This window comes from Arthrobacter mangrovi, assembly GCF_026011795.1.
In the GTDB taxonomy this organism is placed as follows: Bacteria; Actinomycetota; Actinomycetes; order Actinomycetales; family Micrococcaceae; genus Crystallibacter; species Crystallibacter mangrovi.
The window spans coordinates 123,603-137,577 of record NZ_BRVS01000001.1 but is presented as its reverse complement, the minus strand read 5'-3'; the positions used below and the strand labels follow the sequence as shown (position 1 = coordinate 137,577).

General features: G+C 68.2%; 12 protein-coding genes. All 12 read left to right on the top strand.

Features of this window, described 5'->3' with window-relative positions:
• Positions 1-7 precede the first annotated feature (7 nt).
• The 12 genes from AHIS1636_RS00585 (at position 8) to eno (ending at position 13,912) form a co-directional block, all read left to right on the top strand.
• Entirely contained in the window at positions 8-1,153 is a 1,146-nt protein-coding gene (locus tag AHIS1636_RS00585) for a mannose-1-phosphate guanylyltransferase (protein ID WP_264793859.1), read from the top strand.
• Between the two features lie 115 nt (positions 1,154-1,268).
• Complete coding sequence (locus AHIS1636_RS00580; RefSeq protein WP_264794168.1) at positions 1,269-2,444, top strand: amidohydrolase; 1,176 nt, start codon at positions 1,269-1,271, stop codon at positions 2,442-2,444.
• A gap of 171 nt (positions 2,445-2,615) precedes the next feature.
• Positions 2,616-3,713 (top strand): BMP family lipoprotein, encoded by a 1,098-nt coding sequence (locus AHIS1636_RS00575; protein ID WP_264793858.1) that lies wholly within the window; start codon positions 2,616-2,618, stop codon positions 3,711-3,713.
• A 202-nt stretch (positions 3,714-3,915) separates the two neighbouring features.
• Positions 3,916-5,427 carry an ABC transporter ATP-binding protein gene (locus AHIS1636_RS00570; protein WP_373875766.1) on the top strand — a complete coding sequence of 504 codons (1,512 nt, stop codon included), beginning with the start codon at positions 3,916-3,918 and terminating at the stop codon, positions 5,425-5,427.
• Positions 5,424-6,782, top strand: a complete 1,359-nt coding sequence (locus AHIS1636_RS00565; protein ID WP_264793856.1) for an ABC transporter permease — start codon at positions 5,424-5,426, stop codon at positions 6,780-6,782. The genes AHIS1636_RS00570 and AHIS1636_RS00565 overlap by 4 nt, the downstream gene beginning before the upstream one ends.
• Positions 6,779-8,068, top strand: a complete 1,290-nt coding sequence (locus AHIS1636_RS00560) for an ABC transporter permease (protein WP_264793855.1) — start codon at positions 6,779-6,781, stop codon at positions 8,066-8,068. The genes AHIS1636_RS00565 and AHIS1636_RS00560 overlap by 4 nt, the downstream gene beginning before the upstream one ends.
• A 13-nt stretch (positions 8,069-8,081) precedes the next feature.
• A complete protein-coding gene (locus tag AHIS1636_RS00555) occupies positions 8,082-8,501 on the top strand; it encodes a cytidine deaminase (protein ID WP_264793854.1) in 420 nt (139 codons plus the stop codon).
• Between the two features lie 16 nt (positions 8,502-8,517).
• On the top strand, positions 8,518-9,804 hold the full coding sequence (locus AHIS1636_RS00550) for a thymidine phosphorylase (protein WP_264793853.1): 1,287 nt from the start codon (positions 8,518-8,520) through the stop codon (positions 9,802-9,804).
• A 98-nt stretch (positions 9,805-9,902) separates the two neighbouring features.
• A complete protein-coding gene (locus AHIS1636_RS00545; RefSeq protein WP_264793852.1) occupies positions 9,903-10,607 on the top strand; it encodes a DedA family protein in 705 nt (234 codons plus the stop codon).
• 53 nt (positions 10,608-10,660) lie between these two features.
• A complete protein-coding gene (locus AHIS1636_RS00540) occupies positions 10,661-11,812 on the top strand; it encodes an adenosine deaminase (RefSeq protein WP_264793851.1) in 1,152 nt (383 codons plus the stop codon).
• A gap of 8 nt (positions 11,813-11,820) precedes the next feature.
• Positions 11,821-12,519 carry a MazG nucleotide pyrophosphohydrolase domain-containing protein gene (locus AHIS1636_RS00535; RefSeq protein WP_264793850.1) on the top strand — a complete coding sequence of 233 codons (699 nt, stop codon included), beginning with the start codon at positions 11,821-11,823 and terminating at the stop codon, positions 12,517-12,519.
• Positions 12,520-12,631: 112 nt separating this feature from the next.
• A complete protein-coding gene (eno, locus tag AHIS1636_RS00530) occupies positions 12,632-13,912 on the top strand; it encodes a phosphopyruvate hydratase (RefSeq protein ID WP_264793849.1) in 1,281 nt (426 codons plus the stop codon).
• The last annotated feature ends 63 nt before the right edge of the window (positions 13,913-13,975 follow it).

Sequence of the window (13,975 nt, the reverse complement as noted above, 5' to 3'; positions counted from 1 at the left end):
TGGAGTGATGACTACTGACAGGCCGCTGGGCCAGGACCCGGCTGAAGACGATGTGCTGGACCGGTTTTACGGGGTGATTCCGGCCGGTGGGGTGGGGACCCGGTTGTGGCCTCTGTCGCGGGCTGCGGCGCCGAAGTTCCTGCATGATTTGACGGGTTCGGGGAGCACGCTGATCCGGGCGACGTACGAGCGGCTGCGGCCGTTGTGCGACGGGCGGACGATGGTGGTGACCGGGGCGCTGCACCGGAAGGCGGTGATGGCGCAGCTGCCTGAGCTGGGCAAGGCGAACCTGGTGCTGGAGTCGGAGCCGAAGGATTCGGCGGCGGCGATCGGGCTGGCCGCGGCGATCCTGTACCGGCGGGATCCGAAGATCATCATGGGTTCGTTCGCCGCGGACCAGGTGATCAACCCGGTGGAGCAGTTCCAGGACGCGGTGCGGGCGGCGGTGCATACCGCGGCCGAGGGGTACATCGTGACGATCGGGATCAAGCCGACGCACCCGTCGACCGGGTTCGGGTACATCCGGACCTCGGGCAGCCTGGGCATCGAGTGCGCGCCGACGGCCCAGGGCGTGGCGGAGTTCGTGGAGAAGCCGGACCAAGAGGCCGCGGAGGCCTACGTGGCGTCCGGGGAGTACCACTGGAACGCGGGCATGTTCGTCGCGCCGGTGGACCTGCTGCTGAAGCACCTGGAGACGAACGAGCCGCTGCTGTATGCGGGGCTGATGGAGATCGCCGCGGCGTGGGACACGCCGAAGCGGCGCGAGGTGGTGCGCCGGGTCTGGCCGGGGCTGCCGAAGACCGCGATCGACTACGCGGTGGCGGAGCCGGCCGCGGCGGCCGGGGACGTCGCGATGGTCCCGGGCGTGTTCTCCTGGGACGACGTCGGGGACTTCGCCGCGATCGGGCGGCTGAACGCGGCGTCGGAGACGAACAACCTGACCGTGCTCGGCGACGGGGCGAGGGTGTACGCGGACAAGGCCACCGGCGTCGTGGTCTCCGATACCAAACGCGTGATCGCGCTGATCGGGATCGACGACGTCGTGATCGTCGATACCCCGGACGCGCTGCTGGTGACCACCAAGGAACACGCCCAGCAGGTCAAGAAGGCCGTCGAACACCTCCGCGCCAGCGGCGACACCGACGTCCTCTAGGACGCTGCTCCCGGCCGTGCGCCGCGCCGGACGGATTTCCGTGCCGGGGAGGGCGCGGCCTGACGGCACTGGGTACAGTTTGTGTGTGCAGACAATTACGGAGACCTCGGACAGCATTCCTCGGATCGGCGTGTGGGCCGCACCGTTCGTGGATGGTTTGCGGCGGTTCCGGCGGGATCTGCACCAGCACCCGGAGCTCTCGCATAAGGAATTCAAGACGACGGCCAAGCTGCTGGAGCGCCTGCGCGCTGCCGGGCTCGACCCGGTGCCGCTGGACGGCACAGGGCTGTACGTGGATATCGGGGAGGGGCCGATCGCGATCGGCCTGCGCGCGGACATCGACGCGCTGCCCATCATGGAAGAGACCGGGCTCGAATATGCCTCGGTGAACCAGGGCATCAGCCACGCGTGCGGCCACGACATCCACACCACCGTCATGCTGGGTGTGGCGCTGGTGCTGTGCAAGCTCCACGAGGAGGGCCAGCTGGGCGGGCGTGTCCGGGTCATCTTCCAGCCGGCCGAAGAGACGATGCCCGGCGGAGCCCTGGCCGTGATCGAGCAGGGCGTGCTCGAGGCGGTTCCCCGCATCCTGGCACTGCACTGCGACCCGCGCGTCGACGTCGGCCAGGTGGGCACGCGGATCGGCGCCATCACCTCCGCGTCCGACACTATCCGGATCGAACTGACCGGCCGTGGCGGCCACACTTCCCGGCCGCATTTGACAGAAGACCTCGTGTTCGCGCTGGCCGAGATTGCCGTCAACGTGCCCGGCGTCCTCAGCCGGCGGATCGACGTGCGCAGTGCCGTGTCCGTGGTCTGGGGCCAGATCCGCGCCGGCGCCGCCCCGAACGCCATCCCGGCCCACGGCTTCATGGCCGGCACCATGCGCTGCCTGGACGGGGACGCCTGGCACGCGGCCGGCGAGCTGCTGGACGAGGTGGTCCAGCAGGTGGCCGCGCCGTTCGGCGTGGAGGTCAAGCTCGAACATATCCGCGGCGTGCCTCCCGTGGTCAACACCGAGCGCGAGACCGGCCTGATCGAGGCCGCGGCGCGGCTCGAACTCGGCGGCGGCGCGGTGACGCTGACGCCGCAGTCCATGGGCGGCGAGGACTTCGCCTGGATGACCCAGCTGGTGCCCGGGGCCATGATGCGGCTGGGCACGAGGACGCCCGGCGGAGAGACCTTCGACCTGCACCGCGGGGACTACGCCCCGGACGAGCACGCCATCGGGGTCGGCGTGCGGGTGATGGCTGCCGCCGCCGTGCTGGCCTGCCACGGCAAGGAATACTGAACATTCCGGCAGCTACCGAAAAGTAACAACTTTTCAACAATGTCGGGCCATCGCGATGGATTCGTTACACTCGCGCGTCCGGCCCACTAGGGTGGCTGTAGCCGCCGCCCGCGGACCACGGGCACGGAGCATCGCATCTTTCCTGGAGGAACATTGAAGAATTCACTGCGCATGACCAAGCGTGGCACCGGCCTCTCCGCCGCCGTGCTCGCGTCTGCCGCACTCGTCCTTTCCGGCTGTGGCGCGCCGCCCGAGGAAGGCGGCAGCAGCGCTGCTCCTTCCGCCGTCGACTACACGGGCTGCATCGTTTCCGATGCCGGCGGTTTCGACGACCGGTCCTTCAACCAGTCCAGCTACGAGGGCCTCAAGAAGGCCGAGGAGGACCTTGGCATCAAGACCAAGGAAGCCGAATCGCAGGCGGAGACGGACTTCGGCCCGAACGTCGACAGCATGGTCCAGGCCGGCTGCGACATGGTTCTGACCGTCGGTTTCCTGCTCGGCGACGTCACCAAGGAAGCCGCGAAGGACAACCCGGACACGAACTTCGCCATCGTCGACTACTCGGACCCCGAGTTCAGCGACAACGTCAAGCCGATCGTCTACGACACTGCGCAGGCTGCGTTCATGGCCGGCTATGCGGCGGCCGGCATGAGCCAGACCGGCAAGGTTGCCACCTATGGCGGCCTGAACATCCCCACCGTCACGATCTTCATGGACGGTTTTGCCGACGGCGTGGCCTACTACAACGAGCAGAAGGGCAAGAACGTCGAGCTGCTGGGCTGGAACAAGGAGTCGCAGAACGGCACCTTCAACGGCGGCTTCGACAACCAGGGCAAGGGCAAGACGGACACCCAGAACTTCATCAATGAAGGCGCGGACGTCATCATGCCGGTGGCCGGCCCCGTAGGCCTGGGCACGCTGGACGCGGTCATCGAAGCCAACGAGGGCAAGCCGGCCGAAGAGCAGGTCAAGGTCGTCTGGGTGGACTCGGACGGCTACGAAACGGCCGGCAAGGCCGAGGAATACATCCTGACTTCCGTCATGAAGCTGATGGGCCAGGCAGTGGAGGAAGTCATCTCCACCGACGTCGAGGGCAAGTTCGACAGCTCGCCGTACGTCGGCACGCTCGAGAACGGGGGCGTCGCGCTCGCGCCGTTCCACGACTTCGATTCCAAGGTTCCGGCCGACCTGAAGAAGGAGCTGGACGAGATCAAGGCCGGCATCATCTCCGGCGACATCAAGGTCGAGTCCAAGGCCAGCCCCAAGTAACCAAGCAGTAACTGCACCGCCGTCTGCGCCGGGAAATTCACCGGCAGCAGGCGGCGGTCCGTGCTGTTTGGCGCACGAGCGGTCTAGGCTGGGGACAGCTTGACCATGTTCGCGTGCAAGAACGTTGAAGCAAACTCAGGAACAGGTTGGTTCGGTTGTGAAACTGGAACTGCAGGGAATTACCAAACGGTTCGGCTCTCTGGTGGCCAATGACCACATCGACCTGGTGGTCGAGCCGGGCCAGGTCCACAGCCTGCTCGGCGAGAACGGCGCCGGTAAATCCACGCTGATGAACGTCTTGTACGGGCTCTACGAGCCGAGCGAGGGACGTATCCTCGTCGACGGGCAGCCCGTGTCATTCAGCGGTCCCGGCGACGCGATGGCCGCCGGGATCGGCATGGTCCACCAGCACTTCATGCTCGTTCCGGTCTTCACCGTCGCCGAAAACGTGGCGCTCGGCAACGAGGCGACCAAGGCCACCGGCATGCTCAACCTCAGCCAGACCCGCGCGAAAATCAAGGCGATCTCCGACCAGTACGGGTTCGACGTGGATCCCGACGCGATCGTCGAGGACCTCCCCGTCGGCGTCCAGCAGCGCGTGGAAATCATCAAGGCCCTGGTGCGCGATGCCGAGGTGCTGATCCTGGACGAACCGACGGCGGTCCTCACCCCGAAGGAGACGGACGAGCTGCTGGCGATCATGGGCCAGCTGAAGTCGGACGGCAAATCGATCGTCTTCATCTCGCACAAGCTGCGCGAGGTCAAGCAGGTCTCGGACCTCATCACCGTCATCCGCCGCGGCAAGGTCGTCGGCACCGCGGATCCGGACTCCTCGACCACCGAGCTGGCATCCCTGATGGTCGGCCGCGCGGTCAGCCTGACCCTGGACAAGGCTCCCGCCCAGCCCGGCGAGGCGACCTTCCGCATCACCGACCTGACCGTCCTCGCGCCTAACGGCCAGCGCGTGGTGGACGGCATCAGCCTCGAAATCCGCCGCGGCGAGATCCTCGCCGTCGCCGGAGTGCAGGGAAACGGCCAGACCGAGCTCACCGAGGCCGTCCTCGGCCTGCAGGGCCACGTCAGCGGTTCCATCACGCTTGAGGGCCACGAGCTCGTCGGCCGCAGCGTGAAGGAGATCATTCGCGCGGGCGTCGGTTTCGTTCCCGAAGACCGTAATGTCGAGGGGCTCGTCGGTCCGTTCTCCGTGGCCGAGAACCTTATCCTCAACCGCTACGACCAGGAGCCCTTCGCCAAGGGCCTCGGGCTGAAACCGGCAGTCATCCAGCAGAACGCGCGGGAGAAGATCGCCGAGTTCGATGTCCGCACCCAGTCGGCGCAGGCCGCGGCGGGCACCCTGTCCGGCGGCAACCAGCAGAAGGTCGTCATGGCCCGCGAGCTGTCGCGCCCGCTGAAGCTGTTCATCGCCTCCCAGCCGACCCGCGGCGTCGACGTCGGGTCCATTGAGTTCCTGCACAAGCGCATCGTCGCGGAGCGCGACGGCGGCACCCCGGTCATGATCGTCTCCACCGAACTGGATGAGGTGCTCGAGCTGGCGGACCGGATCGCGGTGCTCTACCGGGGCCGGCTGATGGGGATTGTTCCCGGGAACACCTCGCGCGACGTCGTCGGCCTCATGATGGCCGGCATGCCTGCGGAAGAAGCCCTCGGGCAGGAACAGGAATTCGGAACCGAGCCCGGAAGCGGGGAGCTATGAGCAACGAGCAGAAGACCGAACGGCAGCTCAGCCGCACCGCGGCCCACGACGAAGAGGTCCGGCTCGAGGCCGCAGCCGAACTCGGCGACGGGAACCAGGCTCCGCCCGCGGTGCCGGCCGGGGCACAGAGCGGCGAGCTGCAGCCCGGGCTGCGCGAGTCGCAGAGCCTGATGCAGCGGATCGCGACCGGCAACGCGCTGGTGGCGGTGCTGGCGGTCATCATGTCGCTCATCCTGGGCGGACTGCTGATCGCCATCACCGACGAGCGCGTGGCCGAGGCCGCCGGCTACTTCTTCGCCCGCCCGGGGGACATGCTCTCGGCCGCCTGGACGGCGGCCTCGGAGGCCTACCTGGCGCTCTTCCAGGGGGCGGTTTTCAACTGGGAGGCGGACACCTTCGCCGGGATGATCTATCCGCTCACCCAGACGCTCACCGTGGCGACCCCGCTCATCTGCGCGGGCCTCGGCGTCGCCTTGGCGTTCCGCGCCGGCCTCTTCAATATCGGTGCCCAGGGCCAGATGATCATCGGCGCGACGCTTGCCGCCTGGGTGGGCTTCACCTGGCACCTGCCGGTCGGACTGCACCTGCTGCTGGTGATCATTGCCGGCATCGTCGGCGGCGCGTTCTGGGCCGGCATCGTCGGCCTGCTCAAGGCCAAGACCGGCGCGCACGAGGTCATCCTCACCATCATGCTCAACTACGTGGCCATCAACCTGGTCCTGTACCTGCTGACCACCCCCGCCTTCCAGCGGCCGGGTTCGTCCAATCCGATCAGTCCGCAGCTCGACGACACCGCGCTGTATCCATTGATGTTCGGCGACGGGTTCCGGCTGCACTGGGGCTTCGTGGTTGCCATCGCGCTGACCGTCCTGGTCTCGTGGCTGCTCAACCGCTCCACGATCGGCTTCGAGCTGCGCGCGGTCGGGGCAAATCCGACGGCGGCGCGCACCGCGGGAATCAGCGTCACCAAGGGTTACGTGGTCGTCATGGTCATCGCGGGCGCGCTCGCCGGCCTGGCAGGCGTGGCGCAGGTGGCCGGCACCGAACATGTGCTGACCGCCGGCGTCGCGGCCAGCTTCGGGTTCGACGCGATCACCGTGGCCCTGCTGGGCCGGTCGACCCCGTGGGGCACGTTCGCGGCCGGCCTGCTGTTCGGAGCGTTCCGCGCCGGCGGCGTGGTCATGCAGACCAACACCGGCACCAGCATCGACATCGTGCTGGTCGTGCAGTCGCTGATCGTGCTCTTCATCGCCGCCCCGCCACTGGTCCGCTCGGTGTTCCGGCTGCCGGCGCCCGGCGCCGTCCGCAAGGGCCCGAAGGCCCGCAAGAACGCTACCGCTGGAGGTGCAGCATGAGCACGGCTACGTCCACCGCCCCGGAAACGGGCGGCACCACGGTCACCGAGGTGCGCAACTGGAAGACGCCGGTGATCCTGATCGTGCTGGCCATCGCCGCACTGCTGGTCTTCGCCATCGGCGCCCCCTCGAACGACGTGACGTTCCGCCTCACCGGGGAAAACGATCCGATTGTCCTGCCTCCGATTGTCGTCTCGGCAACGGTGACCGGCTGGGTCTGCGCGCTCGTCCTGCTGGCCGCCGCCGCGTGGTCGTTCGTCCTGGTGCGCGCAGGCCGAACGGTGCCCGTCTGGCTGGTGGCCGTCTACTCCGTCTTCTTCGTGGCGGGCTTCCTGACCTGGGTGGTCGGCAGCGCCGAGACCCCGAACGTCGCCCTCTACGGCTTGCTGGCCGGCTCCGTTACCCTCGCGGTGCCGCTGATCTTCGGTTCGCTCTCCGGCGTGCTGTGCGAGCGCTCCGGAGTGGTCAACATCGCGATCGAGGGCCAGTTGCTCTCCGGCGCCTTCGCGGCGGCGGTGGCGGGTTCGCTGACCGGGAGCGCGTTCGTCGGCCTGCTGGCCGCTGTCTTCGCGGGCATGCTGGTGTCCGCAGTGCTGGCCGTCTTCAGCATCAAGTACATCGTCAACCAGGTCATTGTCGGCGTCGTGCTCAACGTGCTGGTCTCCGGCCTGACCGGGTTCCTCTTCTCCACCGTGATGAGCGCGGATGCCGAAACCTGGAATTCGCCGCCGCGGCTGAGCCCGATCGCGATCCCGTTCCTGTCGGACATCCCGGTGATCGGCCCGATCCTCTTCGAGCAGTCGATCGTCGGCTACCTGATGTACCTCTCGGTGGCCGTGATCTATGTCGCTCTTTACCACACGAAGTGGGGCCTGCGGACGCGGGCCGTCGGCGAACACCCGAAGGCGGCGGACACCCTGGGCGTGAAGGTGAACCGCATGCGGTTCACCAACGTGCTGCTGGGCGGAGCCGTTGCCGGCCTCGGCGGCTCCTTCTTCACGCTCGTCCTGGTCTCCAGCTTTGGCCGCGACATGACCGCCGGCCAGGGCTACATCGCCCTCGCCGCGCTGATCTTCGGCCGCTGGAACCCCTTGGGTGCCTTCTTCGCAGCGCTGCTGTTCGGCTTCGCGACCAACCTGCAGTCCGTGCTCAGCTTCCTCGGGACGCCGGTACCCAACCAGTTCCTGGCCATGCTGCCGTACCTGGTGACGATCTTCGCCGTCGCCGGGCTGGTCGGCAAGTCCCGGGCGCCGGCCGCCAGCGGCATTCCGTACATCAAGGGCTGACAGAAGGAGCGGCATGGATACCGTCAAGACAGGTGGCAACGCAGGGCCCGACGTCGACTGGGACGCCCTGCTGCAGGCCGCGCGGGAGGCGATGGGCCGGGCCTACGTGCCCTACTCGAAGTACCCGGTCGGGGCGGCCGCGCTGACCGAGGACGGCCGAATCGTCTCGGGCTGCAACATCGAGAACGCCTCCTACGGCCTCACGCTCTGCGCGGAGTGCTCGCTGGTCAGCCAGCTGCACATGACCGGCGGCGGCCGGCTGGCGGCGTTCAGCTGCGTCGACGGAAAGGGCAAGGTGCTGATGCCGTGCGGCCGCTGCCGCCAGCTGCTGTACGAATTCCGTGCCCCGGGCATGGTGCTGCTGACCGTCTCCGGGGTCCGCACCATGGACGAAGTACTGCCGGACGCGTTCGGACCAGAGAACCTCACCTGAGAAGGAGCCAGAGCCAGTGACCGAGAACTTCGACGCCGTCGACATCATCCGCACCAAGCGGGACAAGGGCACGCTCACCGCGGAGCAGATCGACTGGACCATCGACGCCTACACGCGGGGCGTCATCGCGGACGAGCAGATGTCCGCGCTGAACATGGCCATCCTGCTCAACGGGATGGACCGGGCGGAGATCTCGCGGTGGACGACGGCGATGATCGCCTCCGGGGAACGGATGGACTTCTCCTCGCTCGGCAAGGCGACGGCGGACAAACATTCCACAGGGGGAGTGGGGGACAAGATCACGCTGCCGCTGGCTCCGCTGGTTGCGGTCTTCGGCGTCGCCGTCCCGCAGCTCTCCGGCCGCGGACTCGGGCACACCGGCGGCACGCTGGACAAGCTGGAGTCCATTCCCGGCTGGCGGGCGGACCTGTCCAACGATGAACTGATGGCCCAGCTGTCGGACGTCGGGGCGGTCATCTGCGCCGCCGGGGCCGGGCTCGCTCCCGCAGACAAGAAGCTCTACGCGCTGCGCGACGTCACCGGCACCGTAGAAGCCATCCCGCTGATCGCCTCGTCCATCATGAGCAAGAAGATTGCGGAGGGCACCGGGGCACTGGTGCTGGACGTCAAGGTCGGCTCCGGCGCCTTCATGAAGGACGAGGACAGCGCGCGCGAGCTGGCCGAGACCATGGTCGCCCTGGGCCAGGACGCGGGGGTCAACACCGTCGCCCTCCTGACCAATATGGCCACCCCGCTCGGCCTGACCGCCGGCAACGCGATCGAGGTCGAGGAAGCCGTGGAAGTGTTGGCCGGCGGCGGCCCCGAGGACGTCGTGGAGCTGACCGTCCGGCTCGCCGACGAGATGCTCCAGGCCGCCGGGGTTTCCGGCGCGGATCCGGCCGCGGCGCTGAAGGACGGGCGCGCCATGGACGTCTGGAACGCGATGATCACCGCGCAGGGCGGAGACCCGAAGGCCAAGCTGCCCGAGGCGAAGCATTCCGACGTCGTTTACGCCCCGGCGGACGGGGTGCTGCTGGAACTGGACGCGCTCTCCGTCGGCGTCGCCGCCTGGCGGCTGGGCGCCGGCCGGGCCCGCAAGGAGCACCCGGTGCAGGCGGGCGCAGGAGTCCGCCTGCACGCCAAGCCGGGCGCGGTGGTCCGCGCGGGCGAGCCGCTCATGACCCTGCTGACCGATACCCCGGACAAGTTCGATCGCGCCCGCGAGGCCCTGGCGGAAGCCGTCCTGATCGCTCCCGAGGGGGACCGGCCGGCCCAGCAGCTGATCATCGACCGGATCTCCTGAGGGGACTTCCTGAGGGCCGGATCAGGGCGACACCCGATGGCGGCACTAATTCCGATGTGAAACCGTTGGAACTACCGACCAGCGGATAGGACTTTCTCGTGCAGGCTTTCATGGACGCCCTCAACGTCTTCGTTATCGATGCGGCCGCCCAGTGGTGGGTCTATCCGGTGCTCCTCGTCTGCTGTTTCGTCGATGGGTTCTTTCCACCGATCCCGAGCGAATCCGTGGTTGTCGCCCTGGCGGCGCTGGCGGTGTCCTCCGGCGCCCCGAACCTCTGGCTTGTCGCGCTGGTGGCCGCCGCGGGCGCCATTGCGGGAGACAACGTCGCCTTCCTGATCGGCCGCAAGGTCGGCACCCGCGGCTTCCGCTGGTCGCAGCGGCCGCGCGTGATCTCGGCCTTCGCCTGGGCCCGCAAGGAACTGGACCGCCGCGGCGCGCTGCTGATCCTCAGCGCCCGCTACATCCCGGTCGGCCGCGTCGCCGTGAACATGACGGCGGGCGCCACGGGCTTCGACCAGCGCAAATTCGTCTTCTTCAGCGTTATTGCCGGCATATCCTGGTCCGCCTATTCAGTCGCCATCGGCGCGCTGGCCGGCCAGTGGTTCCATGACCACAGCCTGGTCGCCGCGGGCATCGCCATCGTGCTCGCCCTGCTGCTTGGCGTGCTGGTGGACCACGGACTGAAACTGGCCTACCGCCGGCGTGCCCGCAAGGCCAGGCGGGCGGCCGAGGCCGCGGCGGCGGAACGCGGCCAAGCGGACGGGATGCCCGGGGACGCCCGCGAGGATGCCTCCGCGGCGTAGCCGCTTGCCGCACGGGGGTTACCGGGCCGGAGCCGTCGCGTATGGTGGTGCCTGTGACTGAGCCTAACTTCTCTGCCGAACCCGCCCCCGACGTCGATATCGACATCCGCAGCCTGCCGAAGGTCTCGCTGCACGACCACCTGGACGGCGGGCTGCGGCCGGCCACCATCATCGAACTGGCCGCCGAAGCAGGGCACCAGCTGCCGTCGACGGACCCGGTCGCGCTGGGCGAGTGGTTCCTCGAGTCGGCCGATTCGGGGTCGCTGGAGCGCTACCTGGAGACGTTCGACCACACCGTGGCCGTCATGCAGACCAAGGAGGGCCTGTTCAGGGTCGCCAAGGAGTTCGTGGAGGACCTCGCGGACGACGGCGTGGTGTACGGCGAGGTGCGCTGGGCACCGGAGCAGCACCTGGCCAAGGGGCTGACGCTGGACGAGGCCGTGGAAGCCGTCGAGGCCGGGCTGGAAGCGGGCGTGGCCGCGGTGGAAGCCACCGGCCGGCCGATCCAGGTAGGCCAGCTGATCACGGCCATGCGCCACGCGGACCGCGGCCAGGAGATCGCCGAGCTGGCGGTCCGGCACCGCGACAAGGGTGCCGTGGGCTTCGATATTGCCGGGGCCGAGGACGGCTTCCCGCCCTACCGCTTCAAGGACGCCTTCACCTACCTGGCCGAGAACCAGTTCCCGGTCACCGTCCACGCCGGCGAGGCCGCCGGGCTGGACAGCATCGTCGACGCGCTGGTCAGCGGCCGCGCGCTGCGCCTCGGCCACGGCGTCCGGATCGCCGAAGACATCCAGGTCGACTTCTCCGGCGACAACGGTTCCGAGGACGAGGCCGAAGTCGGCATGGTGACCCTCGGCCGCGTGGCCGCGTGGGTCCGCGACCGCGGCATTCCGCTCGAGTGCAGCCCGTCGTCGAACCTGCAGACCGGCGCCATCTCGGTCTTCGGCGAGGGAATCGAGAGCCACCCGTTCGATCTGCTGTACCAGACCGGCTTCAAGGTCACCATCAATCCGGACAACCGGCTGATGAGCGGCGTGAGCCTGTCCGACGAGTACGAGCTGCTCGTGGAGACGTTCGACTACGACCTCGACGACCTCCTCCAGCTGACGCTCAACGCCGCCGAGGCCGCATTCCTGCCGCTGGAGGAGCGCGAGGCGCTGGTCGAGTACATCGCCGAGGGATTCCGCGCGGCCCAGGGCTGAGGCCTGGCATGGGCGGAGCGCCTACAAGCGGGACGGCAGGTGGAGGGTCGACGGCGGTGGCCCGGCTCGTGGAGGTCGTGGCGCAGCTGCGCGAACACTGCCTGTGGACCGCGGCCCTGACGCACGAGTCGCTGGTGGAGTACCTGGTCGAGGAATCCTACGAGCTGGCTGAGGCGATCGAGACGGGCCACACCCGTACGGAGGACGCCGAGGAGCTCAAGGGCGAACTGGCCGATGTCCTTTTCCAGGTACTGCTGCACGCCCGGATCCAGCAGGAACGCGGCAGCTTCGATTTCGACGAGGTCGCGCGGTTCCTCACCGACAAGCTGGTACGCCGCAACCGGCATGTGTTCCGGCCCGACGGGACCCTGCAGGATTCGTTTCCGGCCGCGGTGGAGGAGATCGTGGCCGGGTACGACGCGGCGAAGGCGGTGGAGAAGCCCGGGCGGCGGACACCGTTCGACGGCATCCCGCGCTCCCTGCCGGCGCTCACGCTCGCGGCCAAGTCGCTGGACCGTGCTGCGCGGGCCGGGACGGCCGGGACCGACGGGGCGGAGGAAGCCAGCGCGCCCGGCCCCGTAACGGAAGAGGACGTCGGCAACCTGTTGTTCGACGTCGTACGCCGCGCCACGGCGAACGGAGTCGACGCCGAGCAGGCGTTGCGCGCGGCAGTGAGGCGGTTTCAACGCGACGTAACGGGCCCGTGAGGGACCGGCCTTCTCGACTACGCTTAGAGCGACAGTGCTGCCGCTGGCGGCTGTCATGACGAGAATCCAATGTCTCGTTCCCTCTTGAGTTCCAACGAACAGGAGCAAATCAATGGCGCTTATCGATGCCATCCATGCGCGCGAGATCCTCGATTCCCGCGGTAACCCCACGGTCGAGGTCGAGGTTCTGCTTTCGGACGGCTCCATGGGCCGCGCCGCAGTGCCCTCCGGTGCCTCCACCGGTGCATTCGAAGCGGTGGAACGCCGCGACGGCATCAAGGACCGCTACCTGGGCAAGGGCGTCAGCGAAGCCGTCAACGCCGTCATCGACACCATCCAGCCGGCGCTGCTGGGCATCGACGCTACCGACCAGCGCCTGATCGACCAGACCATGATCGACCTGGACGGGACGTCCAACAAGTCGAACCTGGGCGCCAACGCCATCCTGGGCGTCTCGCTGGCCGTCGCCAACGCCGCGGCCGAGGCCTCGAACCTGCCGCTGTACAAGTACCTCGGCGGGCCGAACGCGCACGTGCTGCCGGTGCCGCTGATGAACATCCTGAACGGCGGCTCGCACGCCGACTCCGACGTGGACATCCAGGAGTTCATGGTCGCGCCGATCGGTGCCGCCACCTTCTCCGAGGGCCTGCGCTGGGGCGTCGAGGTCTACCACACGCTCAAGACGGTGCTGAACGAGAAGGGCCTGTCCACCGGGCTGGGCGACGAGGGCGGCTTCGCGCCGAACCTGCCGAGCAACCGTGCCGCGCTGGACCTGATCTCCGAGGCCATCACCCGCGCCGGCTACACCCCGGGCAAGGACATCGCGCTGGCGCTCGACGTCGCTTCCTCCGAGTTCTACAAGGACGGCGGCTACCAGTTCGAGGGCAAGTCCCTGAGCGCCGCGGAAATGAGCGAGTACTACGCCCAGCTCGTGGCCGACTACCCGCTGGTCTCCATCGAGGACCCGCTGGACGAATCCGACTGGGAGGGCTGGGCCAAGCTGACCGCAGACCTGGGCGACAAGGTCCAGCTGGTCGGTGACGACCTGTTCGTCACCAATCCGGAGCGCCTGCAGCAGGGCATTGACTCCAGGACCGCCAACTCGCTCCTGGTGAAGGTCAACCAGATCGGTTCCCTGACCGAGACCCTGGAGGCCGTGGCCCTGGCCCAGCGCAGCGGCTACACGACCATCACCTCGCACCGCTCCGGCGAAACCGAGGACACCACCATCGCCGATATTGCCGTCGCCACCAACGCCGGCCAGATTAAGACCGGTGCCCCGGCCCGCTCCGAGCGGGTGGCCAAGTACAACCAGCTGCTGCGCATCGAGGAAGAGCTCGACGACGCGGCACGCTACGCCGGTGCTTCGGCTTTCCCGCGTTTCAAAGCCTGAACCGCCGCAGGACTGGGTATCGTCTTAAAGACGGCGCCTCAGCGGCGCTGACCTAGACGGAAG

Bases quoted from the DNA above. Each gene is read 5' to 3' on its own strand.
- AHIS1636_RS00585 (WP_264793859.1), top strand. From the start codon at position 8: ATGACTACTGACAGGCCGCTGGGCCAGGACCCGGCTGAAGACGATGTG.
- AHIS1636_RS00575 (WP_264793858.1), top strand. From the start codon at position 2,616: ATGACCAAGCGTGGCACCGGCCTCTCCGCCGCCGTGCTCGCGTCTGCC.
- AHIS1636_RS00565 (WP_264793856.1), top strand. From the start codon at position 5,424: ATGAGCAACGAGCAGAAGACCGAACGGCAGCTCAGCCGCACCGCGGCC.
- AHIS1636_RS00560 (WP_264793855.1), top strand. From the start codon at position 6,779: ATGAGCACGGCTACGTCCACCGCCCCGGAAACGGGCGGCACCACGGTC.
- AHIS1636_RS00555 (WP_264793854.1), top strand. From the start codon at position 8,082: ATGGATACCGTCAAGACAGGTGGCAACGCAGGGCCCGACGTCGACTGG.
- AHIS1636_RS00535 (WP_264793850.1), top strand. From the start codon at position 11,821: ATGGGCGGAGCGCCTACAAGCGGGACGGCAGGTGGAGGGTCGACGGCG.
- eno (WP_264793849.1), top strand. From the start codon at position 12,632: ATGGCGCTTATCGATGCCATCCATGCGCGCGAGATCCTCGATTCCCGC.